Below are 23604 nucleotides of genomic sequence, written 5' to 3'. Positions count from 1 at the left end.
CAAGGCCATCCCCGTCCGGCGCATCGAACCCGACGGCAGGACCACGGCCCTCGCGGTCACGTCGGCCGACGGGCACACCGGTCCCCGGGCCCGGAGCCGGCTGAGGCAGGGCGCACTCCGCGCACCGCCTACCCTTGTCGCATGAGCAGCAGCGACCGGAGCCTGGCAGTGGGCGTGAAGACATACGAGGTGCGCACCTACGGGTGCCAGATGAACGTCCACGATTCCGAGCGATTGTCCGGGCTGCTCGAGGACGCCGGGTACGTGCGCGCGCCCGAGGGCTCGGACGGGGACGCGGATGTCGTCGTCTTCAACACCTGCGCGGTCCGCGAGAACGCGGACAACCGGCTGTACGGCAACCTCGGCCGCCTCGCCCCGAGGAAGGCGAGCCGCCCAGGGATGCAGATCGCGGTCGGCGGATGTCTCGCGCAGAAGGACCGCGACACCATCGTGAAGAAGGCGCCCTGGGTGGATGTCGTCTTCGGTACGCACAACATCGGCAAGCTGCCGGTCCTGCTGGAGCGCGCCCGCGTCCAGGAGGAGGCGCAGGTCGAGATCGCCGAGTCGCTCGAGGCCTTCCCCTCCACCCTGCCGACGCGGCGCGAGAGCGCGTACGCGGCCTGGGTCTCCATCTCCGTCGGCTGCAACAACACCTGCACCTTCTGCATCGTCCCGGCGCTGCGCGGCAAGGAGAAGGACCGCAGGACCGGCGACATCCTGGCCGAGATCGAGGCCCTGGTCGCCGAGGGCGTCTCCGAGATCACGCTGCTCGGCCAGAACGTCAACGCGTACGGCTCCGACATCGGAGACCGCGAGGCCTTCAGCAAGCTGCTGCGGGCCTGCGGCGCCATCGAGGGCCTGGAGCGCGTCCGCTTCACCTCGCCGCACCCGCGCGACTTCACCGACGACGTGATCGCGGCCATGGCGGAGACACCGAACGTGATGCCGCAGCTGCACATGCCCCTGCAGTCCGGCTCGGACACGGTCCTGAAGGCGATGCGCCGCTCCTACCGCCAGGAGCGCTACCTCGGGATCATCGAGAAGGTCCGCGCCGCCATCCCGCACGCGGCGATCACCACCGACATCATCGTGGGCTTCCCCGGCGAGACCGAGGAGGACTTCGAGCAGACCCTTCACGCCGTCCGCGAGGCCCGGTTCGCGCAAGCGTTTACCTTCCAGTACTCCAAGCGCCCCGGCACCCCGGCCGCGACCATGGAGAACCAGATCCCCAAGCAGGTCGTCCAGGCGCGCTACGAGCGTCTTGTCGCCCTCCAGGAGGAGATCTCCTGGGAGGAGAACAAGAAGCAGGTCGGCCGCACGCTCGACCTCATGGTCGCCGAGGGAGAAGGCCGCAAGGACGGCGCCACCCACCGCCTCTCCGGCCGCGCACCCGACAACCGCCTGGTCCACTTCACCAAGCCGGAGCAGGAGGTACGCCCCGGCGACGTGGTGACCGTCGAGATCACGTACGCCGCCCCGCACCACCTCCTCGCCGAGGGCCCCACCCTCGCCGTGCGCCCCACGCGCGCGGGCGACGCCTGGGAGAAGCGCAACGCCGAGAAGGCCGCCAAGCCGGTAGGCGTCATGCTCGGCCTCCCGAAGATCGGCGCCCCCGAGCCGCTCCCGGCCGCGACGGGCAGCGGCTGCGGCTGCGACTGACACCGCGCACGTCGACAGTCGACGAACGAGGGACGTACGGCCGTTCCGCTCCCGTCGGCTGCCGTCCCGCCGCCGCTCGGCGTTACCCTGCCGATCATGCTTGTCGCCGCCGCAGTCTGCCCCTGCCCACCGCTGCTCGTGCCCGAGGTCGCCGCGGGTGCCGCACCCGAACTGAACGCCGCCCGTGCCGCGTGCGCGGACGCGCTGGGTGTGCTCGCCGCCGCCCGGCCCGACCGACTCGTCGTCGTCGGGCCGGCCGAGCAGAGCGGGCGCGGGACGCACCCGGAGGGCACGCGGGGCTCGTTCCAAGGGTTCGGCGTCGACATCGACGTACGCCTGGGCGCCGACCGGGGTACGGCGGCCGGGCGCCTGCTCCCGCCCTCGCTCGCGGTGGCCGCGTGGCTGCTGGAACTGGCCGGTTGGGCGGATGCCCCGATCGAGGGACTCGGCGTGGGGGAACCTCTCGAGGCCGAGCGGTGTATTGAACTCGGAGGGGAGATCGCCGCCGGGGCCGAGCGGGTGGCGCTGCTGGTGATGGGCGACGCCAGCGCGTGCCGCACACTCAAGGCGCCGGGCTATCTCGACGAGCGGGCGGCACCCTTCGACGCGGCGGTCGCGCGTGCGCTGGGTTCGGCGGACGTGGCGGCCCTCAAGGCGCTGGACGCGGGTCTGGCGTACGAGCTGAAGGCATCCGGTCGGGCCCTCTGGCAGGTGCTGGCCGGCGCCGCCTCGGGCACGGACCTTGGCGGCACACTGCTGTACGAGGACGCGCCGTACGGGGTGGGGTACGTGGTCGCGGCCTGGTCATAACGCTTGGTCACAACGACTGGTCATGAGGGTCTGGCAAGCCCGCCCGGGAATATCGGCTCGGTCATGACGGGCTGGTCATGACCGCCGGTCATGACGGCGTAGTCGTACACGGACGCGACGAACACGGCGGACGGCCGGGAGCGTGGTGCTCCGCGGCCGTCCGTCGGTGTGCCGTGCCGTGCCGTTCAGGAAGTCGGCGGGGGGCCGGCCGGTGGCGGGGAGGTCGGCGGTGTGTCGGTACCGCCTCCCGTGCCCGTGCCGTCCTTGTGCGCGAGTCGGTCCATGGCGCCCTTGGCCTTGCCCGTCCCCGACTCGATCTTGTGGCTGTACTTGCCCTTGGTCTTCTCGTCGACGACCTTCGCGGCCTTGTCGATGCCGTGTTGGATCTTGTCCCCGTGCTGCTGCGCGAGGCCGGAGACCTTGTCCTTGGCCGGGTTGAGTTTGGTCTTCAAGTTGTCCAGGAGACCCATGGTCCACCTTCCCTCGCGGGGCAGTTACGTGCGGGCGCCTTCGCCGGCCTCGCTGTCGGCAGCCTCATCGGCGGACTGCTGCTTGGGGATCTCGACGCCCTCGCCGGAGCCGGAGGTGTCCTCGGCGGCCGGTGCCGCCGTCTCCTCCACCGCGTCCTCGGCCTCGGCCTTCGTCTCGGACTTCGTTCCGGCCCCGGCCTCGGTGTCGGCCTCGACCGACCCCTTCGCCTCTGTCGCCTCCTGAGCCGCGGACTCGGCCGTCGCTGCGCCGGCCTGCGCCTCGGCGGTCGACGCCTCCTCCGTGGTCTTCGACCTCCGGAGAAGTCGTGCCAAAACGCCCATATCCACTCCATACGTTACTCGTGCGGGCGAAATCCCGCGTCGTCCGGTGCGTCCGTTTGCGCCGCCCGGGTCGCCGCCTCTGTGTTCGGGCGGCGGAGAACCTCGCAACTGGCAACGACCCCGCGCGCGTGCCGTCACGTAACTCGTTCGAGGCGGCGTCCTGAGGTTTGCGAGACTGGGGCGGTGAGCAGCACACCCCCCGCCCCCCGAGTCATCGCCGTCGTCGGACCGACCGCGGCCGGAAAGTCCGATCTGGGCGTTTTCCTGGCCCAGCGTCTAGGCGGTGAGGTCGTCAACGCAGACTCCATGCAGCTCTACCGAGGGATGGACATCGGCACCGCCAAGCTGACGCCCGAGGAGCGCGCGGGCGTCCCGCACCACCTCCTGGACATCTGGGACGTCACGGTCACCGCCTCCGTCGCCGAGTACCAGAAACTGGCCCGCGCCAGGATCGACGCGCTGCTCGCCGAGGGCCGCTGGCCGATCCTGGTCGGCGGATCGGGCCTCTACGTCCGCGGAGCCGTCGACAACCTGGAGTTCCCCGGCACCGACCCCGAGGTCAGGGCCCGGCTGGAGGAGGAGCTCACTTTGCGCGGCTCGGGAGCGCTGCACGCGCGCCTGGCCGCCGCCGATCCCGAGGCCGGGCAGGCGATCCTGCCCAGCAACGGCCGCCGGATCGTGCGGGCCCTCGAGGTGATCGAGATCACCGGCCGGCCCTTCACCGCCAACCTCCCGGGCCACGACTCCGTCTACGACACCTTCCAGATCGGTGTCGACGTGGCGCGGCCCGAGCTCGACGAGCGCATCGCGCGCCGGGTCGACCGGATGTGGGACGCGGGCCTGGTGGAAGAAGTGCGCGCACTGGAGGCGCAGGGGTTGCGCGAGGGGCGTACGGCCTCGCGCGCGCTCGGCTACCAGCAGGTGCTCGCGGCGCTCGCCGGGGAGTGCACCGACGAAGAGGCGCGGGCCGAGACCGTGCGAGCCACCAAGCGCTTCGCGCGCCGTCAGGATTCGTGGTTCAGGCGCGATCCCCGGGTGCACTGGTTGAGTGGGGCCGCGGCGGATCTCACAGAACTGCCGCAGCTCGCATTGGCGTTGGTCGAACGACCGGTTACAGCCTGATCACGTCATGGCATCGGGACGCTCCGGCCGTCATCGCGGCCTTCGGCGCCGTGCCATCATCGAGCTTCGATCGACCAAGTGGAGTCCGAGTTGGGAGGGCGCGTGGCGATGGAGGCCGGCCCTCGCGACACCGCACAAGGCACCGAGCCCCTCACCGCAGACAGCGGTGAAACGGAGCAGGACGGCGACCGTCTGAGCCCCGACGGGCCCGACGAGACGCAGGACGGTGTGACCGCCGACGGTCCGGAGCCCGAGGAGATGTTCCCGGGCGGCCCGGAGGTCGAGGTCGAGTTGCGCCCGCAGCGCCGGATGCGCATCTGGCAGCTCGCTCCCATCGTGAGCCTGGCCGCGGTCGGCTCGCTGATGTTCGCCTTCCCGCTGGCCTTCGACTTCGGCGACAGCGGGGCCGTGATCGCCATGCTGGGGCTGCTGATCTGCTCCTGCGCGGCCGGCTGGGGCATGATGGCCGCCCGCCGCGTTGGTTACACGTGGCCCGGGCTGCCGCAGCGTGGCTCCGGGCGCCGTCCGGACTGGCGGATCGTGATCGCGTACGTCGTGGTGGTCGCCGCGGTGGTCGTGCTTGCCGTGTGGCGCGTGGCCCGGCTGCGCTGACGCGGCGCTTCGGCGGCCGGCCGCGGTGAGCTTTCCGCGCGCGGGGTTGTCGTACCCACCCCGTACGATCGAGGAATGAGCACGCGGATCGCCTTCCTCAAGGGTCATGGCACCGAGAACGACTTCGTGATCGTCCCGGACCCCGACAACGCCATCGACCTGCCCCCGGCCGCCGTCGCCGCCCTGTGCGACCGCCGGGCCGGCATCGGCGGTGACGGCCTGCTGCACGTGGTGCGGTCCGCGGCGCACCCCGAGGCCAAGGACATGGCGGCCGAGGCGGAGTGGTTCATGGACTACCGCAACGGCGACGGCTCGATCGCGGAGATGTGCGGCAACGGCGTGCGGGTGTTCGCGCGCTACCTCCAGCGCGCCGGGTACGCCGGTGAGGGCGACCTGGCGGTCGCCACCCGCGGCGGCGTGAAGACCGTGCACATCGCCAAGGAGGGCGACATCACGGTCGGTATGGGCAAGGCGCTCCTCCCCGAGGGGGACGTCACGGTCAGCGTCGGGGAGCGCAGCTGGCCCGCGCGCAACGTGAACATGGGCAACCCGCACGCGGTCGCCTTCGTGGACGACCTCGCGCACGCGGGCGACCTGTACTCCCCGCCGCCCTTCAGCCCGGTCACTGCCTACCCGGACGGGGTGAACGTCGAGTTCGTGATCGACCGCGGCCCTGGGCACGTCGCCCTGCGCGTGCACGAGCGCGGCTCCGGCGAGACCCGCTCGTGCGGCACGGGCGCGTGCGCCGTCGCCGTCGCCACCGCCCGCCGGGACGGCGCCGACCCGACCGTCACCGGAATCCCGGCGACGTACACCGTCGACGTGCCCGGCGGCACCCTGGTGATCACCGAGCGGCCCGACGGTGAGATCGAGATGACCGGCCCCGCGGTGATCGTCGCCGAGGGCCGGATCGACGCGGAGTGGCTGGAAAGGTCCGCTAGCTGACACCGCGGCTGATCACGGGACACGAAACCGTAAACCTCCAAACCGTCGCTCGAATGGGTGATCCTTTTCACGCTCGGCGAGAGGCGGTCAGGTGCACGTGATGGGCTCGGTAGCATCAAGCACCGGCCCGGACGGGGGAGCGATGCCATCCCCCGAGCCGTGTCCGCCCTGGGGCACCCCGTCCGCCGGTCCACGCAGCCGGAGGTGCCCATGAGTGCGGAGGCCACGAATCCCGCGAGCCCAGGCCCGGTGACAGCAGGCCCTGTACTGCCGACCGTGCCCCGCAGGAAGGCCCGCTCCCGGCTCGACCTGCGCCGCCTCGGCCGGGCCGCGCTGCTCGGCCCCACCGCCCGCGACCGGCTGCCCGACGCCATCGGCCACGTGGTCGAGGCCCACCGCTCGCACTACCCCGACGCCGACCTCGACGCGCTGCGCCGCGCCTACGTCCTGGCCGAGTCCTCGCACCGCGGTCAGATGCGCAAGAGCGGTGAGCCGTACATCACACACCCGCTCGCCGTGACCTTGATCCTCGCGGAACTGGGCGCCGAGACAACGACTCTGACGGCCTCTCTGCTCCACGACACCGTCGAGGACACGGACGTGACGCTCGATCAGGTCCGGGAGGAATTCGGCGAGGAGGTGCGCTTCCTCGTCGACGGCGTCACGAAACTGGAGAAGGTCGACTACGGCGCCGCCGCCGAGCCCGAGACCTTCCGCAAGATGCTCGTCGCCACCGGCAACGACGTCCGCGTGATGTCGATCAAACTCGCCGACCGGCTGCACAACATGCGCACCCTCGGCGTCATGCGCCCCGAAAAGCAGGCCCGCATCGCCAAGGTCACCCGGGACGTCCTCATCCCGCTCGCCGAACGGCTCGGCGTCCAGGCGCTCAAGACCGAGCTGGAGGACCTGGTCTTCGCGATCCTCCTCCCCGAGGAGTACGAGCACACACGGGAGTTGATCGTCGACAACGCCTCCCGCGCGGACGACCCTCTTGCGGAGATGGCCGACGAGATGCGCACGGTCCTGCGGGACGCCGACATCCCGGCCGAAGTCCTCATCCGGCCCCGGCACTTCGTCTCCGTGCACCGCAGGGCCCGCAAACGTGGCCGGCTGCGCGGCACCGACTTCGGCCGTCTGCTGGTGCTGGTGAACGAGGACGCCGACTGTTACGGCGTACTGGGCGAACTGCACACCTGTATGACGCCCGTCGTCTCGGAGTTCAAGGACTTCATCGCCGTCCCCAAGTTCAACCTGTACCAGTCGCTGCACACCGCGGTGGCCCGCGGGGACGGCCAGGTCGCCGAAGTCCTCATCCGTACCCACCAGATGCACAAGGTCGCCGAGGCCGGCGTCGTGGCGCTCGGCAATCCCTACGCTCCTCCTTCGGAGGAGCAGACCGTTTCGAGCGATGGAGAGCGCGCCGACCCGACCCGGCCCGGCTGGCTCTCCCGCCTCCTCGACTGGCAGGAGGCCGCGCCCGACCCCGACACCTTCTGGTCCACCCTGCGCGAGGACCTCGCCCAGGACCGCGAGATCACCGTCTTCCGTCCCGACGGCGGCACCCTGGGCCTGCCCGAGGGTGCGACCTGCGTGGACGCCGCGTACGCGCAGTACGGCGAGGACGCGCACGCGTGCATCGGCGCCCGCGTCAACGGCCGCCTGGCGACCCTGAGCACGGTCCTGAAGGACGGCGACACCGTCCAGCTCCTCATGGGCCAGGACCCCGCCTCCGAGCCCTCCAGAGAGTGGCTGGACCACGCCCACACGGCCGCCGCCAGGATCGCCATCCAGCGGTGGCTGGCGACGCATCCGGCGTCCGCCGAGGCGCAGGAGGAGGGGCCGGTTCCGACCCTCCAGGCCGGCGAGGCAGCCGCCCGGCCCGCCGCCGGGAACTCCGTGACCGCCTCCGAAGGCGCCACACCCCGCACCGCCGACCGCCCCGCCGCCGCGAACGCCGTCGTCGACCAGCCCGGCGCGAGCGTACGGCTCGCGGGCTGCTGCACACCCGTACCGCCCGACGAGGTGATCGGCTTCTCCGTGCGCGGGGGAGCGGTGACCGTCCACCGGGTGGAGTGCGCGGCCGTGGCGCGCATGAAGAGCGCGGGGCGTGCGGAGGTCGGCGTGCGCTGGGGGGACACCACCGGGTGCCGGGTCACCCTGTTCGCCGAATCGTTCGGCCGCCCGCATCTGCTTGCGGACCTCACGGAAGCGATGGCCTCGGAGGGGGCCGAGATCGTCTCCGCGACCGTGGAGCCCCCGAGCCAGCAACGCGTAAGCCACACCTACACGGTCGAACTCCCCGACGCGGCGCACCTGCCCGCCCTGATGCGGGCGATGCGCAATGTGCCAGGGGTGTACGACGTGAGCCGCGCGCAGACGCCGGGGGCCTGAGACCGCCTGCGGAACACGCACGCGCGCGTGGGGCGCGGTGCACGCTGCCACGCCGTCGTCCCGCTGCGCTACCCGTTCGAGTGGGCCGATCGCGCGCCGCCGCCGTCCCGCACGCGCCCGCTGGTAGCCGTGGTGCATGCCGCTCACCCCCCGCACCGTGGCTCCCCGAGCCCGCATCACGCCCTCCCGGCGCCGGAAGGCCGCCGCGCTCCTCGCCTGCGCCGTCTCCGTCTGCCTCCTCGCCGCGAGTGCCCCGGCCGCCCCGCTGGGTGTCGGCGACCGCCTCTTCCCGTACCTCGGCAACCCGGGATACGACGTGGCGTCGTACGACCTCGCCTTCACTTATCCGGGCACCAACAGCAAGCCCCTCCAGGCGGTCACCACGATCGACGCCTGGACGACGACCTCGCTGGACCACGTGAACCTCGACTTCGCGCACGGCAAGGTCGACTCGGTCGAGGTCGACGGCGAGCCCGCGGCCTTCACGAGCGCCGGCGAGGACCTGGTGGTCACGCCCGAGGGGTCGTTGCCCGAGGGCAGCTGGATGCGGATCACCGTCCGGCACACCAGCGACCCCGTCTCCGCCGCGGACCGGGACGGCGGCTGGATCCGGACCGCGGACGGCCTCGCCATGGCCAACCAGGCCGATGTCGCCCACCTGGTGTTCCCGTGCAACGACCACCCCTCCGACAAGGCGATGTTCACCATCAGGGTCACCGCGCCCAAGGGCTACACGGCCGTCGCCAACGGCCTGCCCACCGGCGTGGACCGGGCGGGCCGGGCGACGACCTGGACGTACCGGACCCAGCACCCCATGGCCACCGAGCTCGCCCAGGTGTCCATCGGCCGCTCCACCGTGCTGCGCCGCAGTGGCCCGCACGGGCTGCCCGTGCGGGACGTCGTGCCCACCAAGGACCGCGCGCTGCTGGAGCCGTGGCTGAAGAAGACCCCCGACCAGATCGTCTGGATGGAGGGCAAGGTCGGGCCGTACCCCTTCGAGACGTACGGCCTGCTCATGGCCGATGCCGACACCGGCTTCGAGCTGGAGACGCAGACCCTCTCTCTCTTCGAGAGAGACCTGTTCACCGAGCCCGGCTTCCCCAAGTGGTACGTCGAGTCGATCATGGTGCACGAGCTGGCCCACCAGTGGTTCGGCAACAGCGTCAGCCCCCGCACCTGGTCCGACCTGTGGCTGAACGAGGGGCACGCCACCTGGTACGAGGCGCTGTACGCGGAGGAGAAGGCGGACCGGCCCGTGGAGGCAAGGATGAAGGCGGCGTACAGCGCCTCCGACCGCTGGCGCGCGGCCGGCGGACCGCCCGCCGCCCCGAAGGCACCCGACCCCGGCCAGAAGATCAGCATCTTCCGGCCGAACGTCTACGACGGCGCCGCCCTGGTCCTGTACGCACTGCGCCAGGAGATCGGCCGCCCGGCCTTCGAACGCCTGGAGCGGGCCTGGGTGAACCGCCACCAGGACGGTGTCGCCAGTACCGCGGACTTCGTCGAGCTCGCCGAGGAGGTCTCCGGACGGGAACTGGGCGGCTTCTTCGAGGGCTGGCTGTACGGCGCGAAGACTCCTCCGATGCCCGGCCACCCGGACTGGAAGTCGGCCGCACCCCGGTCGGCCGCTGTGAAATAACACGGTGACGAGACGTGCCGTGCCGTGCGACCATCTTCAGGTCGGCGCGGCACGGGACACGGGAATCTCCCGGGGCACTCGTGCGTTGTGAGCAGTGACGGAACGCTCAGAAGTTTCCGCTTCGGCTCTGTCGCGCTTTATCGGAATCCTCATCGACGTAAGGACCCAATGACCTCCTCTTCATCTTCTTCCCAGGACACTGAGCGCTTCGCGCATGCCTACCCCGAAAGTCTCCGGGCCGATGCCCTGATGGAAGAGGACGTCGCCTGGAGCCACGAGATCGACGAAGACCGGGACGGCGACCAGTTCGACCGCTCCGAGCGCGCGGCCCTGCGCCGCGTCGCGGGCCTCTCCACCGAGCTCGAGGACGTCACCGAGGTCGAGTACCGCCAGCTCCGCCTGGAGCGGGTCGTGCTCGTCGGCGTCTGGACCACGGGGACCGCGCGGGATGCGGACAACTCCCTCGCGGAGCTCGCCGCTCTCGCGGAGACCGCGGGCGCGCTGGTGCTCGACGGCGTGATCCAGCGCCGCGACAAGCCCGACGCGGCCACCTACATCGGTTCCGGCAAGGCCGAGGAGCTGCGCGACATCGTGCTCGAAACGGGCGCGGACACCGTCATCTGCGACGGTGAACTCAGCCCTGGCCAGCTCATCCACCTCGAAGACGTCGTCAAGGTCAAGGTTATCGACCGTACGGCCCTGATCCTCGACATTTTCGCCCAGCACGCCAAGTCCCGAGAGGGCAAGGCGCAGGTCGCGCTCGCGCAGATGCAGTACATGCTGCCGAGGCTGCGAGGCTGGGGTCAGTCGCTGTCCCGTCAGATGGGCGGCGGCAAGGGCGGCGGCCTCGCCACCCGTGGTCCCGGTGAGACCAAGATCGAGACGGACCGGCGTCGGATCCGCGAGAAGATGGCGAAGATGCGCCGGGAGATCGCGGACATGAAGACCGGCCGCGAGATCAAGCGCCAGGAGCGCAAGCGCCACAAGGTGCCGTCGGTCGCCATCGCCGGCTACACCAACGCAGGCAAGTCCTCGCTGCTGAACCGCCTGACAGGCGCGGGCGTCCTGGTCGAGAACGCCCTGTTCGCGACCCTCGACCCGACCGTGCGCCGGGCGGAGACGCCCAGCGGCCGCCTGTACACGCTGGCGGACACCGTCGGCTTTGTACGGCACCTGCCGCACCACCTGGTCGAGGCGTTCCGCTCCACCATGGAGGAGGTCGGCGAGTCCGACCTGATCCTGCACGTGGTGGACGGCTCGCACCCGGACCCGGAGGAGCAGCTGGCCGCCGTACGCGAGGTGATCAGGGACGTCGGCGCCACCGGCGTACCCGAGATCGTCGTGATCAACAAGGCGGACGCGGCGGACCCGCTGACGCTTCAGCGGCTCATGCGGATCGAGAAGCGTTCCATCGCGGTCTCGGCCCGCACCGGCCGGGGCATCGACGAACTGCTCGCGCTGATCGACAACGAGCTGCCGCGGCCGTCGGTCGAGGTCGAGGTACTCGTGCCGTACACGCACGGCAAGCTGGTCGCCCGCGCTCACGACGAGGGTGAGGTGATCTCCGCGGAGCACACCCCGGAGGGCACCCTGCTCAAGGCGCGGGTGCACGAGGAACTGGCGGCGGATCTCGCGCCGTACGCTCCGGCGCCGCTCGTCTGACCGTCGTAGCACAGCCTGAAGGCCCGCCGTCTGCTCGTTCGCAGTCGGCGGGCCTTCAGCGTGTCGGGCGGCGGGCCTTCAGCGTGCGCGGATCACTGACCGCCGTAGGTCTTGCTCATGGTCTCGTAGAGCGTCTCGGCGTCCTGGCCGAGCTGCGGGCCCGCCAGCCAGGTGTTGTCGGTCGGGCCGATGGAGGTGTTCGAGACCAGCCTGGTCTCGCCGTCCACCACCCGGAACCAGCCGCCGCCGGACGAGCCGCCCGTCATGGTGCAGCCGATGCGGTACATCGTCGGCAGACCCGCGCTGAGCGAGAACCGGCCCGGCCGGTCGAGGCACTTGAACATCTTCAGGCCGTTGTACGGGGGCGCGGCCGGGTAGCCCCAGGCGCCCATCGTGGAGACCTCGCTCGCGGACGGGGCGGAGAAGTCGACGTCCAGCGCGCCGGTGGTCTCCTCCAGGGACTTCGAGCCCGACTCCGGCTTCACATGCAGCACCGCGTAGTCGTACGCGGCACCCGCGCCGCCGGTCTCCGAACCGCCTTCGATCCACCCGTTCGACGTCGAGGCCCAGTCGGCCCACCAGTTGCCGTAGGGCGCGATCTCCGAGGCGGGGGCGTCGGCGAGCTGCGCCTCGGACTTGCCGAGGTCGTTGTACGCCGGGACGAAGACGATGTTGCGGTACCAGCCGCCGCTGCCGCCGGCGTGCACGCAGTGACCGGCCGTCCACACCAGGTTGGACTTGCCCGGGTGGTTCACGTCCGTGACGACCGTGCCGGAGCAGACCATCGGACCCTCGGGAGAGTCGAAGAAGATCTTGCCGACCGGGGCCGCGTTCCGGTGGTACGGCGTCTTCTCGGCCGTGGCCTCGACGGGCACCGGCTCTGGGTCGCTGACGTCCTGGTCGGCGGCGGCGTCCTGCGTCGAGACGGTCTTGTCGGCCTCCTTCGCGGACTGCATCCGCTCCGGCTTCCAGAGGCCCTCGATCACCGGGTTGACGAAGTCCTTGGCCTCACTGAGCCACGTGGCCTTGTCCCAGTCCTTCCAGCCGCCGGCCGTCCAGTCGTCGACATCGATGCCGTGCTCCTTGAGCTTGTCGGCGAGACCGGCGGGGATCTCGACCTTGTCCCTCGCGGCCTGGGACGTGGTGGCCCCGGCTTTGTCGCCGGCGGTGTCCTCGCTCGAGCCGCCGCAGGCGGTCGCGGTCAGCGCGAGGGCCGCGACGAGGCCGGTGGCCGCGAAGGAAGGTGTGGGTGCGCCGCCCGTGGCGTGGAACTGCGGGCGTACGTGTGGAGCGCATGGTGCGATAACCCCCGTGGGAACGTGCGAATGCCGTGTGCTTGGCACCGTGCTTGTCACACGAAGGGCGGATCCCTGTGGATCTCCGGAACTCTGGTTCTCGGAACTCTGGTGCTCCGGATCTCCGGGTCCTTGGGATTCCGGGTCCATGGAATTCCGGGTCTCTGGATCTCCCTTGCGAACGACACACCACTATGCCCGGGGAGTTGAGGGTGAACGGCGGTGAGCCGGTGAAGGTTTCCCCGACCCGCCCCACCGCCGTCCGTGTTCAGCGGGCGGTCACTGGCCCGCGAACTTGTCGCTCACCGAGGCGTACACGCCCTCGGCCACCTCACCCAGCCGCGGACCGGCCAGCCAGCCCGCCGTCACCGGGCCGATCGAGGTGTTGGAGACCAGCGCCGGCTTGCCGTCCGAGCCGGTCGCGACCCAGCCGCCGCCCGACGAACCGCCCGTCATGGTGCAGCCGATGCGGTACATCGTCGGGTCCGGGGCGCTGATCGACAGCCGTCCCGGCTTGTCCTCGCACTGGTACATGGTCTGGCCGTCGAACGGTGCCGCGGCCGGGTAACCGGTCGCCGTGATGCTCGCGACCTTCGCCACGGCCGGCGCCTTGAAGTCCACCGGCAGAGCCGAACCGACCGTCTCCTCCAGCGACTTGCCGCCGCTGCCCTCCTCCGGGGTCACATGGATGACGGCGAAGTCGTACGAGGCACCGTCACCGCCCGTCGCCCCGCCCTGCTCGATCCACTGGTCCGAGGTCTGCGCCCAGTCGCCCCACCACACACCGAGCGGAGCGACCTCCTCCTTGGCGGCGCTCTCCAACTCCTGCGTCGCCATGGCCTTGTTGTTGTACGACGGCACGAACGCGATGTTGCGGTACCAGCCGCCGTCCTTGCCCGCGTGCACACAGTGGCCCGCCGTCCACACCAGGTTGGACTTGCCGGGGTTGGCCGGGTCCTGCACGACGGTCGCCGAGCAGACCATCGTGCCCTCGGGGGAGTCGAAGAACACCTTGCCCGCTTCGGGCGCGTTGGCCTGGTACGTGGGCGCGACGGCCTTCGCCTCCACGGGCTCGGGCTCCGGGTCGGTCACGCCCTGGTCGTCGGAGAGGTCGCTGTCGTCGACGGCCTTCTCCGGGTCCTCGGCGTCCCGCATCCGGTCCGGGTCCCACAAGCCCTCGATGATCGGGTTGATGTACTCGTCGGCCTCGCGGAGCCAGTCCTCCTTGCTCCAGTCCTTCCAGGCGCCGTTCTTCCACTTGTCGAGGTCGATGCCGTGCTCTTTGAGCTTGTCCTTGAGATCGTCCGGGATCGTGATCTTGCCGTCACCCGCGGACGTGGCCGTGGCGGAGGCCTCGCCACCGGCCTCGGCGTCGCCCGAGGCACAGGCGGTGGCGGAGAGCAGGAGCGCCGAGGTGAGGGCAACGGCAGTCAGCGCGGGGGAGGTTCTGCGGCGCGCGTTCCTTCCTCGACGAGCGGTGAAGGACGGCCGTATGGGTCGCATTGTCTGAACTCCCCCTGAGGTGAAATCGGTTGGCTCACGCGCTTGAGTCACGTTGTGTGGGAACGGCATCACACACTATGCGCTCGCTGTGGGGGACTCCCCGCGGAACGGCAACGGTTTCGCTACGAGCTGTCTGAGCTGGACATCATCCAAGGAACCGCGGATCTGAGTGGGACGACGTAAGGCTTCCGTCATCTCCTGCGGGGTTACGGGGCGGCTGCCTCTTCCGTTGAATGGGGCGGAGATCAAATGAACTCCCAAGAGGTGAGGGCGGGATGGGGCGCGTGCGCAAGGTACTGACGGGGCCGTTGGTCGTCGGAGCACTGGTGGTCGCGGTCGCCGCGGCCGGCTTCGGGCTGTACTGGTTCCAGCCGTGGAAGCTGTGGCAGGACGAGACCGTCGAGGAGGCCCTGCCCGGGATCGTGGAGACCTCCGCGCCGCCGACGGTGGCGCCCTCGACAGCTCCCTCCGAGTCGGCTTCCTCGGCGACCGGGCCGCAGGCGCTGGCGAGTGGTGAGCTGATCAGCCACGAGCACGCGACATCGGGCACGGTGAAGCTCGTACGACTGGCCGACGGCTCCCACGTCGTCCGGCTGGAGAACCTCGACACCAGCAACGGGCCGGACCTGCGGGTGTGGCTGACCGACGCACCGGTGAAGGAGGGGAAGGCGGGCTGGCACGTCTTCGACGACGGGGAGTACGTCAGCCTCGGCAAACTCAAGGGCAACAAGGGAAGCCAGAACTACACGCTGCCCGCCGACATCGACCCCGCCCGCTACACCAGCGTCAGTATCTGGTGCGACCGTTTCGACGTCTCCTTCGGCGCCGCCGAACTCGCCGCCGCCTGACGCCGGGGCACCGCTCCCGGCGCGCCGGTCGTGTGCGTGCCCGGGCCTTCGGCTGCCCTGGCCCGGGATCGACGAGGTTCGGACTACCGATACGGCGGTGGCCGGCCGGTGGCCGTACTGCCCGGACGCGCCGCGCCCTAGGCTGGTCGCGACGGCAGGCACCGGTTGCCGGGAAGCAGGGCGCACGGCATGGATGACCAGGAAGAAGAGCTGGCCGCGGAACAGCGCGCGCAGTGGCAGAGCACCTACGCCGCTCATCCCGGAATGTACGGCGAGGAGCCCTCCACCGCCGCCGTCCACGCGGCCGGCCTCTTCCGTACGGCTGGGGCCAGGCAGGTGCTCGAGCTCGGAGCCGGACACGGCCGCGATGCCTTGTACTTCGCCCGCGAGGGCTTCACCGTCCACGCCACCGACTTCAGCCCCACCGGCCTCCGGCAACTGCGGCACGCCGCCCACGAGCAGGACGTCGCCGAACGGATCAGCACCACGGTGCACGACGTGCGCGAACCGCTGCCCATGCCCAACGCCACCGTCGACGCTGTCTTCGCGCACATGCTGCTGTGCATGGCCCTGTCCACCGGGGAGATCCACGCCCTGGCCGACGAGATCCGGCGTGTGCTGAGTCCGGGCGGCACCTTCGTCTACACCGTCCGGCACACCGGCGACGCCCACTACGGCGCCGGCACCGCGCACGGAGACGACATCTACGAGCACGGCGGCTTCGCCGTGCACTTCTTCCCCCGCGCCTTGGTCGACAGTCTCGCCGAGGGCTGGACCCTGGATGAGGTCCACCCGTTCGAGGAGGGCGACCTGCCCCGCCGCCTGTGGCGCGTCACCCAGACCCTGCCCGGGTGAACAGCCAGCAGACGTCCGTCACCGACCGGAGGCTGCGCAGACCGATGTCGGCGCGGCTGTCGGATGCGCCTGCGCCGGTCAGCGGCCGCCGGTGAGCTCGCCGCTGAGCGTCTTGTGGATCCGGGCGCTGGGCTCGTTCAGCCCGATGATCTCGACGGCCTTGCCGCGCTGGGCGTACTTGGTCTCGATGGCGTCCAGGGCGGCGACCGAGGAGGCGTCCCAGATGTGGGCGGCGGACAGGTCGACGACGACCTTGGCGGGGTCGTTCGCGTAGTCGAACCGGCCGACGAGGCCGTTGGAGGAGGCGAAGAACAGCTCGCCCGTGACCCGGTAGACGACGGTGGTGCCGTCGGGGTCGGTGACGGCGGTGACCTCGGCGAGGTGGGCGACGCGCTTGGCGAAGATGACCATCGCGGTGATCGAGCCGACGACCACGCCGATGGCGAGGTTGTGGGTGGCGACGACGCACGCGACGGTGATCACCATGACGCTGATCTCCCCGGCGGGCATCCGCTTGAGCGTCTTCGGCGCGATGGAGTGCCAGTCGAAGGTGGCCACCGACACCATGACCATCACCGCGACCAGCGCGGCCATGGGGATGTCGGAGACGACCGGCCCGAAGACGATGCACAGCACCATCAGGAACGACCCGGCCAGGAACGTCGACAGCCGGGTGCGGGCGCCCGAGACCCGGACGTTGATCATCGTCTGGCCGATCATGGCGCACCCGCCCATGCCGCCGAAGAAGCCGGTGACGATGTTGGCGACGCCCTGCCCGACCGACTCACGGGTCTTGGAGGAGTGGGTGTCGGTGATCTCGTCGACCAGCTTCGCGGTCATCAGCGACTCCATCAGGCCGACCAGGGCCATCGCCAGCGCGTACGGGGCGACGGTGGTGAGCGTGTCCACGGTGAAGGGGACGTCCGGTAGGCCCGGCACCGGCAGCGCGGAGGGCAGGTCGCCCTTGTCTCCCACGGTCGGCACCGCGATGCCGGCCGCGACCGTGAGGACGGTGAGGATGACGATCGACACCAGCGGCGCCGGGATCACCGTGGTGATCTTCGGGAAGAACACCATCAGCGCCAGCCCGGCGACGATGAGCGGATAGACGGGCCAGGGCACATCCGTCATTTCCGGCACCTGTGCCATGAAGATCAGAACAGCGAGGGAGTTGACGAAGCCGACCATCACGCTGCGCGGGACGAACCGCATCAGCTTCGCGACTCCGAGTGCGCCAAGGACGATCTGGAACACCGGCGAGGATGACGGCCGCGACCAGGTAGCCGAAGCCGTGCTCTCGGTTCAGCGGGGCGATGACCAGGGCGACCGCGCCGGTGGCCGCGGAGATCATGGCTGGTCGGCCGCCGACGATCGCGATCGTCACGGCCATGGTGAACGAGGCGAACAGGCCGATGGCCGGCTCGACCCCGGCGATGATCGAGAACGAGATCGCCTCCGGGATCAGCGCCAGCGCGACCACGAGTCCGGCCAGCACCTCGGTGCGCAGCACTTTGGGATCGGAGAGCCAGGACGGACGCCGGGAGCCACGCAGCCACGCGGCCGGGGAGAGTGCGGAGGATGACAAGACGGAGGGAACCTGTCGTGCTCGGGCACCCGGCATCACGGCGGGCGCGCAGGGAGGTGTAGAGGGCCAAGGCGGCGATCCACGGGGTCCACGAGCGGCGGACCGAAGCCGCGGACCGGAGTAGCGGACCGAAGTCGCGGAGCGGAGTCAGTGAGCAGCAGCGAATCGACCCGCGGGTGAATCTTGCGCTGCGAGTGGGCGAAGGGTCACAGCGGGAAGGCGGCGGCGCCGGGCATCACGGACATGCGCACGCTCTCTCCCACGGACACCGATCTTCGCCGGGGGCTTCGTCGGCCCCGACACGGCTCAGTGTGACGGGACGACATCCCGCTCCAGGGAACGGGCACGGCAAGCGGCCGCCCCAACACCCGGGTAACTCTACCCTAACGTTAGAGTAGAGATCGGCGGTGGCCAGTCGTCCGCGGCCGCAGCGGCAGGCGGCAGCTGGCGGCAGATGGCGATTGACGGCGACAGACAGCGACGGACGAGGAAGGCACCCCGCGTGAGCAGCGAGCACATGCAGATCGGCGAGGTCGCCGCACGGACCGAGCTGTCGCTGCGCACCATCCGGCACTACGAGGACACCGGCCTCGTCATTCCCTCCGCCCGCTCCCAGGGCGGCTTCCGCCTCTACACCGAGACCGACGTGGCCCGCCTGATGGTCATTCGCCGTATGAAGCCGCTCGGCTTCACCCTGGATGAGATGCGCGCCCTGCTCGACGCCACGGATCGTCTGGACTCGGGCGAGGAACTGCTGCCCGGGGAGCGCGAGGAACTGCTGAAGCGCATACAGGGCTTCGAGCAGGCCGCACAGCAGCGGGTCGAGAATCTGCGTACCCAGCTGGCCCGTGCCGAGGACTTCGCGGCCACGTTGGCGGCGCGCCTCACCTCGCCCGGCTGCTGACCTGCGACGAACTGCCCTCGGTGAGAGACGAATTGGTTGACGCGTTGACGCGTTGACGTGTTGACGCGTCGGCGCTTGTGGCGTTGGTGGATCGGTGAGTCGGCGCGCGAGAAGGCAGGCGTGAGCGCCTGGTGACTCGGCCCGCCTGATCGGCCGGCTGTTCTGCCGCAACGCTCAACCCGTCGCCGCGGGAGACGACTGGTTCCGCCACGGCAACGATCACGAGGCAACCCGTAACCCGCTGAGCAGTCCGAGGTTGGTAGCGACGGGGCCTTGTCGCCGGTGGTCGCTCCGGTCGGCCTGTCGGCCCGGCCCCTCGTGCCCAATTCCCGTGAGCTTTCGAGAGTCTTCGAGTGAACGCTCGCGGGGTTTCGTATGTCGGGTCGGGCGAGGACGTCAGGAACGGCCTGCCCTTGGACTGCGGGAGAACAGGGAGCCGTGGCTGTGAAGAGGTGTGCGGTTGGGGTGGCGGCGAGGAGTGCGTGTGAAGGGGGTGCCGTTGTGGTCGGACTTGTGGCCAATGCCGTAGGGATCACAGCGTCCGCTGAAGACACCGCCGGGATTGTGCTGGGAGAAGCGGCCGGGGTCGGGACTGGGAGGACGTGGTGACCGGGCTTGGCGAGGCGGATGCGGATGCCGATGCGCTTGAGGGGGCTGCCGAGGCCCAAGCTGCTGAGGAGGCATCCGATGGGGTGCACTTTGCGCAGGAGGGGATTCTGCGGCGACAGTCGCTGCGCGAGTCGGCGGCGCGTACCTACGCTCGCGCCCTGCCGATCGTGCCGGTGCGAGCACGTGGGCTGACCATCGAGGGCGCGGACGGCCGCCGCTACCTGGACTGTCTCTCGGGCGCGGGGACCCTGGTACTCGGCCACAACCACCCCGTCGTCCTGGAAGCGATCCGCAAGGTCCTCGACTCGGGTGCCCCGCTGCACGCCGTCGACCTCGCGACCCCCGTCAAAGACGCCTTCGTCACCGAACTGTTCCGCACGCTGCCGCCCGGGCTCGCCGACCGCGCGCGGGTCAGGTTCTGCGGACCGGCCGGCACGGACGCGGTGCAGGCCGCGTTCCAACTCGTCCGATCGGCGACGGGACGCGACGGCATGCTCGCCTTCACCGGCGCCCACCACGGCACGATCACCGGGGCGCTCGAAGCGCCCGGAGACGCCGTCGGCTCGCGGATCGCCCCCCTGCCCTACCCCCAGGAATACCGCTGTCCCTTCGGCGTCGGGGGCGCGCGCGGCGCCGAACTCGCCGCCCGGTGGGCCGAGTCCGTCCTTGACGCCCCCAAGTCGGGGCTGCCGCTGCCTGCCGGGGTGATCCTCGAACCCGTCCAGATCGAGGGCGGTGTGCTCCCCGCGCCCGATGCGTGGATGCGACGCATGCGCAAGATCACAGCCGCTCGGTCCGTCCCGCTGATCGCCGACGAGATCCGGACGGGTGTCGGGCGCACCGGTGCTTTCTGGGCCGTGGACCACAGCGGCGTCACACCCGACGTGATGATCCTCTCCAACGCCATCGGCGGCAGCCTGCCTCTGGCCGCCCTGGTGTACCGGGACGACCTCGACGCCGGGGAGCCCGGCACCCCCGCGGACGCGTTCCCGGGCAACCAGCTGGCCATGGCCGCGGGCGCGGCGACGCTGTCCTACGTCCGCGAGAACAGCCTCGCGGAGCGGGCCGGGACGCTCGGCTCCCGCATGCTCAATCAACTTCGGGCGCTTGCACGAGAGTTCTCCATCGTCGGAGATGTCCGGGGCCGGGGTCTGATGATCGGGATTGAACTTGTCGAGGCTGAGGGCGATTTCGGCACCGCTCGGGCCGAGGCTGGGACTGGACCGGAGGCGGTGGCTGGGACCTGGGCTGGAGGTGGGGCCTCGCTTGGGGATCAGGTCGGCCTTGGTGGTTCCGATGATTGTGGCGTGAGCACCTTCGCCGGTGCCGGCACCGGTGCGGGGGCCGCAGCGGGTGCGGGGCACGATGGTGGTTGGGTGCCGTCGACCGGCTTGGGGAGTGTCGGAGCCGGTCGCCCTGCTGGAAGCCCGCGTCCTGCCGCCCCTCACCTCGCCGCTGCCGTCCAACGGGAGTGTCTGCGCCGCGGTCTGATCGTCGAACTGGGCGGCCGTCACACGAGCGTCGTACGGCTGCTCCCACCTCTGGCGATCACCGACGAACAAGCGACAGCGGTACTGGACCGACTGGCAGACGCGGTGGAGGCAGTGGCCCGGAACCACGCACGCGGGGAGCAGACGCACCCACAGCGACCACAGCAGCCACGACGCCCACAGCACCCACAGCCCGGCCGACCCGGCGACCGCGCCGAGCGGGCGGGGTAGCCCAGTGGCCGTGTCTCGCGAGTTCTGACGCCCAAACGCCCACACAGGAACCCTCCTCTCACCCATCACCGCCGAGATCCTCCCTGAACATCTCTGACCTCCAGCCCCGTCACACGCCTTCCTGAACACCCCAGCCCGACGCACGCCTTACCGCACCACGGAGCCGATTCACCTCGGCCGCACGAGCCAGAAACACCCCGAGGAGCACTGCCTTGAACACCACCCCCGCACCCGGCTGCCGTGCCCACCCCCACACCGACGGCTCCTCCGGCGGCCAGAACTCCTCGCATCCACAACCGGCGCCGACCACCACACGGACCGCCCGCCAACGGCGGGAGTCCTCGGTGGAGGCGACCGGAGCGACCGAGGTGCAGGCGGAAAAGGTTCCGACACAGGTAGGGCGCAGTCCCGAGACCGCCTGGCTACGCGGCGGTGCCACCGACCTCCTGGAGCATGCCGATCCGCACACGGTGGCTGAGGCCGCGGCCGTGGAAAACCTGTTGCGCTGCTGGGTACGTGAAACCAACCTCCCCGCACCCGACAACGGCACCCTCTGCATCCCCCTTCCCGCCAGCGGCACAGCCCTCCTTGCTCCCGTCCACTACTGGTCTCCGACAGGCTGGCACCGCTTCGGCCTCCCATTCCTTGTCGGCGCCCCCGATGACGCTCCACCGGCCGACGCGATCACGGTCGCCGCCCTGCTCACGCGCGAGACGTCCAGCGGAGGGAACCCCACCGACAGGCCCACTCAGACCGCCATCCAGCAGACGCCGCACACTGTGGACTCGGCAGAGCCCACCGCCGCCCTGACGGCTCAGCCGACCGAGTCGACGCGCCCGGGCCCCACCACGGCCTCGCCAGCACCGGGCCAAGCCACTCCCGGAATCACTGAGGCCGCCTACGAGACCGCAACATCTGCCTCCACCTCAGAGGCGACTACCTCGGAGCCCGACGTTCACGTCCCCGTGACCGGCACAGCCGCCCCCGTCGCAGGTGTTCATGTCCCCGTGACCAGCACAGCCGCCCCCGATGCCGGTGCTCACCTCCCCGTGACCAGCACAGTCACCTCCGATGCCGACGCTGAAGTCCTCCCGACCCACGCTCCTCCCCAGGCACCCCCCGCCCCCGCCCCCGCTCTCGCCCCGGCCGGTGCCGGCGCTGATCTCGTCGCACGCGTGGCCGACTCCGTTCGCCGAACCGCCGCCTTCGTCACCGAGCGACGGAAGTGCCCTGCCGACGACCCCGACCTCTTTCTCGCCGCCGAACAGGCCCTCGTCCTCGGACATCCGCTGCACCCGACCCCGAAGAGCCGCGAGGGTCTCTCCGAAGCCGAAGCACGGCTGTACTCGCCCGAGTTGCGCGGTTCCTTCCCCCTGCACTGGTTGGCTGTAGCTCCCTCCGTACTGGCCACCGACTCGGCCTGGACCGAACGCGGCCGCCCGATTTCCGCGACCCAGCTCACCGCACGGCTCGCAGGAGCCGGGCTCCCGCTGTCCGACGGCCACACCGCCCTGCCTCTGCATCCCTGGCAGCTGCGCGAGATCCTGCACCGCCCCGAGACCACGGCCCTGCTCGACGCGGGACTGCTCCAGGACCTCGGCACGCACGGCTCCCCATGGCACCCCACCTCCTCCGTCCGAACCGTCCACCAGACCGGCGCCCCCGCCATGCTCAAGCTGTCCCTGGGCCTGAGCATCACCAACTCCCGCCGAGAGAACCTCCGCAAGGAACTCCACCGCGGCGTAGAGGTCCACCGGCTGCTCCGCAGCGGCCTGTCCAAGCAATGGCAGGCAGCCCACCCGGGATTCGACATCGTCCGCGATCCCGCCTGGATCGCCGTCGACGGGCCGGACGGAAACGCCGTGCCCGGACTCGACGTGATGATCCGGCACAACCCGTTCAGCCCCGAAGACGACATCTCGTGCATCGCCGGACTCGTCTCGCCCCGACCCCACGTCCCACCAGGCGCCGCCGACGGCCATCGGCACCTCGACCGGCCGGCCTTGCGGTCCCGGCTGGCCGAGGTGGTCACACGCCTCGCCGACCGGACCGGCCGTCCCCGTGGAGCCGTCGCCGCCGAGTGGTTTCTGCGCTACCTCGAACAGGTCGTACGCCCGGTGCTGTGGCTGGACGCGGAAGTGGGAATCGCCCTGGAGGCACACCAGCAGAACACATTGCTCCTGCTGGACGGCGACGGCTGGCCCGCCGGCGGCCGCTACCGCGACAACCAGGGCTACTACTTCCGCGAGTCCCGGCGCGCGGAACTCGATGCCCGGCTGCCCGGCATCGGCGAGCACAGCGACACCTTCGTCTCTGACGAGGTGACCGACGAACGATTCGCGTACTACCTCGCGATCAACAACGTCCTCGGTCTCATCGGAGCGTTCGGCTCTCAGCGCCTCGCCGACGAGCGGCTTTTGCTCGCCGCCTTCCGTGGCTTCCTCACCGACGTTGCCTCGGGGCCCGCCCGACTGCGCACCACACTGCCCACCCGCCTGCTCGACTCACCGGTCCTGCGCTGCAAGGCCAACCTGCTGACCCGCCTCCACGGCCTCGACGAACTCGTCGGCCCGGTGGACACCCAGTCCGTCTACGTGACCATCACGAACCCCCTTCATTGCTGACCGCC

At 70.5% G+C, this 23604-nt stretch carries 16 protein-coding genes and 2 pseudogenes; 13 read left to right on the top strand and 5 right to left on the bottom strand.

The genetic code is table 11. From position 1 onward, the window contains the following. Positions 1 to 141 precede the first annotated feature (141 nt). Positions 142 to 1659, top strand: a complete 1518-nt coding sequence (gene miaB, locus OG252_RS15495) for a tRNA (N6-isopentenyl adenosine(37)-C2)-methylthiotransferase MiaB (protein WP_329336702.1) — start codon at positions 142 to 144, stop codon at positions 1657 to 1659. A 96-nt stretch (positions 1660 to 1755) separates the two neighbouring features. Continuing rightward, positions 1756 to 2469, top strand: a complete 714-nt coding sequence (locus OG252_RS15490) for a class III extradiol dioxygenase subunit B-like domain-containing protein (RefSeq protein WP_329336700.1) — start codon at positions 1756 to 1758, stop codon at positions 2467 to 2469. Between the two features lie 185 nt (positions 2470 to 2654). On the opposite strand, the gene OG252_RS15485 is transcribed toward OG252_RS15490, so the two are convergent. Further along, positions 2655 to 2939 carry an antitoxin gene (locus tag OG252_RS15485; RefSeq protein ID WP_266432958.1) on the bottom strand — a complete coding sequence of 95 codons (285 nt, stop codon included), beginning with the start codon at positions 2937 to 2939 and terminating at the stop codon, positions 2655 to 2657. A 24-nt stretch (positions 2940 to 2963) separates the two neighbouring features. Then, positions 2964 to 3281 (bottom strand): hypothetical protein, encoded by a 318-nt coding sequence (locus OG252_RS15480; protein WP_266432956.1) that lies wholly within the window; start codon positions 3279 to 3281, stop codon positions 2964 to 2966. A 183-nt stretch (positions 3282 to 3464) separates the two neighbouring features. Between OG252_RS15480 and miaA the strand changes: the two genes are divergently transcribed. From miaA to hflX, 6 genes are all read left to right on the top strand, one after another. Next, entirely contained in the window at positions 3465 to 4403 is a 939-nt protein-coding gene (miaA, locus tag OG252_RS15475) for a tRNA (adenosine(37)-N6)-dimethylallyltransferase MiaA (RefSeq protein ID WP_329336698.1), read from the top strand. 108 nt (positions 4404 to 4511) lie between these two features. Then, positions 4512 to 5015: a hypothetical protein gene (locus OG252_RS15470; RefSeq protein WP_266448032.1), complete on the top strand. Its 504-nt coding sequence runs from the start codon at positions 4512 to 4514 to the stop codon at positions 5013 to 5015. A 75-nt stretch (positions 5016 to 5090) separates the two neighbouring features. Continuing rightward, positions 5091 to 5960: a diaminopimelate epimerase gene (gene dapF, locus OG252_RS15465; RefSeq protein ID WP_266432952.1), complete on the top strand. Its 870-nt coding sequence runs from the start codon at positions 5091 to 5093 to the stop codon at positions 5958 to 5960. A 210-nt stretch (positions 5961 to 6170) separates the two neighbouring features. Then, positions 6171 to 8354, top strand: coding sequence for a RelA/SpoT family protein (locus tag OG252_RS15460; protein WP_329336696.1), 2184 nt, complete (start codon positions 6171 to 6173; stop codon positions 8352 to 8354). Between the two features lie 136 nt (positions 8355 to 8490). Next, positions 8491 to 9993, top strand: a complete 1503-nt coding sequence (locus tag OG252_RS15455) for a M1 family metallopeptidase (protein ID WP_329336695.1) — start codon at positions 8491 to 8493, stop codon at positions 9991 to 9993. A 168-nt stretch (positions 9994 to 10161) separates the two neighbouring features. After that, positions 10162 to 11655, top strand: coding sequence for a GTPase HflX (hflX, locus tag OG252_RS15450; protein WP_266432945.1), 1494 nt, complete (start codon positions 10162 to 10164; stop codon positions 11653 to 11655). A gap of 92 nt (positions 11656 to 11747) precedes the next feature. On the opposite strand, the pseudogene OG252_RS15445 reads toward hflX, so the two are convergent. Further along, a pseudogene (locus OG252_RS15445) lies at positions 11748 to 12951 on the bottom strand (trypsin-like serine peptidase). 278 nt (positions 12952 to 13229) lie between these two features. Next, positions 13230 to 14453, bottom strand: a complete 1224-nt coding sequence (locus OG252_RS15440) for a trypsin-like serine peptidase (protein WP_329336693.1) — start codon at positions 14451 to 14453, stop codon at positions 13230 to 13232. A 275-nt stretch (positions 14454 to 14728) separates the two neighbouring features. Between OG252_RS15440 and OG252_RS15435 the strand changes: the two genes are divergently transcribed. Continuing rightward, a complete protein-coding gene (locus OG252_RS15435) occupies positions 14729 to 15301 on the top strand; it encodes a DM13 domain-containing protein (RefSeq protein ID WP_329336691.1) in 573 nt (190 codons plus the stop codon). Between the two features lie 189 nt (positions 15302 to 15490). Next, entirely contained in the window at positions 15491 to 16156 is a 666-nt protein-coding gene (locus tag OG252_RS15430; RefSeq protein ID WP_329336689.1) for a class I SAM-dependent methyltransferase, read from the top strand. 78 nt (positions 16157 to 16234) lie between these two features. Here OG252_RS15430 and OG252_RS15425 read toward each other — a convergent pair. Further along, positions 16235 to 17777, bottom strand: a pseudogene (locus tag OG252_RS15425) (SulP family inorganic anion transporter). A gap of 466 nt (positions 17778 to 18243) precedes the next feature. On the opposite strand from OG252_RS15425, the gene OG252_RS15420 reads away from it, so the two are divergent. The 3 genes from OG252_RS15420 to OG252_RS15410 all read left to right on the top strand — a co-directional run bounded on the left by OG252_RS15420 (position 18244) and on the right by OG252_RS15410 (position 23599). Continuing rightward, complete coding sequence (locus tag OG252_RS15420; protein WP_266432939.1) at positions 18244 to 18645, top strand: MerR family transcriptional regulator; 402 nt, start codon at positions 18244 to 18246, stop codon at positions 18643 to 18645. Positions 18646 to 19337: 692 nt separating this feature from the next. Then, on the top strand, positions 19338 to 20975 hold the full coding sequence (locus OG252_RS15415; RefSeq protein WP_329336687.1) for an aminotransferase class III-fold pyridoxal phosphate-dependent enzyme: 1638 nt from the start codon (positions 19338 to 19340) through the stop codon (positions 20973 to 20975). A 368-nt stretch (positions 20976 to 21343) separates the two neighbouring features. After that, positions 21344 to 23599 (top strand): IucA/IucC family protein, encoded by a 2256-nt coding sequence (locus OG252_RS15410; RefSeq protein ID WP_443068491.1) that lies wholly within the window; start codon positions 21344 to 21346, stop codon positions 23597 to 23599. Positions 23600 to 23604: the final 5 nt, after the last annotated feature.

The sequence above is a fragment of the Streptomyces sp. NBC_01352 genome, from assembly GCF_036237295.1.
Lineage (GTDB): Bacteria > Actinomycetota > Actinomycetes > Streptomycetales > Streptomycetaceae > Streptomyces > Streptomyces plumbiresistens.
This window is presented reverse-complemented; position numbering and strand designations above follow the sequence as displayed.

Excerpts from the sequence above, each read along its gene's own strand:
- OG252_RS15455 (WP_329336695.1), top strand. The coding sequence starts at position 8,491 with ATGCCGCTCACCCCCCGCACCGTGGCTCCCCGAGCCCGCATCACGCCC.
- OG252_RS15480 (WP_266432956.1), bottom strand. The coding sequence starts at position 3,281 with ATGGGCGTTTTGGCACGACTTCTCCGGAGGTCGAAGACCACGGAGGAG.
- OG252_RS15485 (WP_266432958.1), bottom strand. The coding sequence starts at position 2,939 with ATGGGTCTCCTGGACAACTTGAAGACCAAACTCAACCCGGCCAAGGAC.
- OG252_RS15470 (WP_266448032.1), top strand. The coding sequence starts at position 4,512 with ATGGAGGCCGGCCCTCGCGACACCGCACAAGGCACCGAGCCCCTCACC.
- dapF (WP_266432952.1), top strand. The coding sequence starts at position 5,091 with ATGAGCACGCGGATCGCCTTCCTCAAGGGTCATGGCACCGAGAACGAC.
- miaB (WP_329336702.1), top strand. The coding sequence starts at position 142 with ATGAGCAGCAGCGACCGGAGCCTGGCAGTGGGCGTGAAGACATACGAG.
- OG252_RS15460 (WP_329336696.1), top strand. The coding sequence starts at position 6,171 with ATGAGTGCGGAGGCCACGAATCCCGCGAGCCCAGGCCCGGTGACAGCA.
- hflX (WP_266432945.1), top strand. The coding sequence starts at position 10,162 with ATGACCTCCTCTTCATCTTCTTCCCAGGACACTGAGCGCTTCGCGCAT.
- OG252_RS15490 (WP_329336700.1), top strand. The coding sequence starts at position 1,756 with ATGCTTGTCGCCGCCGCAGTCTGCCCCTGCCCACCGCTGCTCGTGCCC.
- OG252_RS15430 (WP_329336689.1), top strand. The coding sequence starts at position 15,491 with ATGGATGACCAGGAAGAAGAGCTGGCCGCGGAACAGCGCGCGCAGTGG.
- OG252_RS15435 (WP_329336691.1), top strand. The coding sequence starts at position 14,729 with ATGGGGCGCGTGCGCAAGGTACTGACGGGGCCGTTGGTCGTCGGAGCA.
- OG252_RS15440 (WP_329336693.1), bottom strand. The coding sequence starts at position 14,453 with ATGCGACCCATACGGCCGTCCTTCACCGCTCGTCGAGGAAGGAACGCG.